The 1158-nt window shown below is 68.3% G+C and carries 1 protein-coding gene; it reads right to left on the minus strand.

Going from position 1 to position 1158, the window contains the following annotated elements; translation table 11 throughout:
- On the minus strand, positions 1-1158 hold a 1158-nt coding region (locus tag AB0M20_RS44900), incomplete at both ends, for an NAD-dependent succinate-semialdehyde dehydrogenase (RefSeq protein ID WP_364307727.1).

Below are 1158 nucleotides of genomic sequence, written 5' to 3' on the forward strand. Positions count from 1 at the left end.
AGGCCTTCGTGTCCGCCTTCGCGGCCGATGCCGCTCTGCTTGACCCCGCCGAACGGCGCGGCCGGGTCACTGACCAACCCCCGGTTCAACCCCACCATCCCCGCCTCGATCGCCTCACTCACCCGCAACCCCCGCGACAGGTCCCGGGTGTACACGTAGGCGACCAGCCCGTACTCGGTGTCGTTGGCCAACCGCACCGCCTCCTCCTCACTGGTGAAGGTGACGATCGGGGCGACCGGCCCGAAAATCTCCTCCCGCAGAATCGCCGCATCGGGCGCGACGCCGCTCAGCACCGTCGGCGGATAGTAGAAACCTTTGCCCTGCGGCCGCTGTCCCCCGGTCACCGCCGACGCGCCGGCCCCGACCGCAGCCCGGACCAGGCTGTCCACCTTGGCCACCGTGTCCTCATTGACCAACGGACCCACCTGGGTATCCGGATCCGTACCCGGCCCCACCCGCAACCCGGCCATCCGCTCGGCCAACCCCACCGCGAACACCTCGGCCACCGACGCCTCGACATAGAACCGGTTCGCCGCCGTACACGCCTCACCCCCGTTACGCATCTTCGCGATCATCGCCCCGTCCAACGCCGCGTCCAGATCCGCATCGGCGAACACCACGAACGGCGCATTACCCCCCAACTCCATCGACGTGTTCACCACACTCTCGGCCGCCTTGGCCAGCAACACCCGACCCACCTCGGTCGACCCGGTGAACGAAATCTTGCGCACCCGCGGATCATCCAACATCGCGTTGACCACCCTGCCGGAACTGCGCGACGGCAACACATTGACCACCCCGGCCGGCACCCCCGCCTCGGCCAGGATCGCCGCCATCGCCAACGCGGTCAGCGGGGTGTCACTGGCCGGCTTCAACACCACCGTGCACCCCGCCGCCAACGCCGGACCGATCTTGCGGGTGGCCATCGCCGCCGGGAAGTTCCACGGCGTCACCAGCACACACACCCCGACCGGCTGCCGCACCACCAAAATCCGGTTCGCCCCCGACGGCGCAGTCGTCACCAGGCCATCACCGCGGACCGCCTCCTCGGCATACCAGCGGAAAAACTCCGCCGCATAAGCCACCTCACCCTGGGCGTCGACCAACGCCTTACCATTCTCCAAACTGATCAACTTCGCCAGCTCATCAGCCCGCCCG

Source organism: Actinoplanes sp. NPDC051633, assembly GCF_040681735.1.
GTDB lineage: Bacteria > Actinomycetota > Actinomycetes > Mycobacteriales > Micromonosporaceae > Actinoplanes.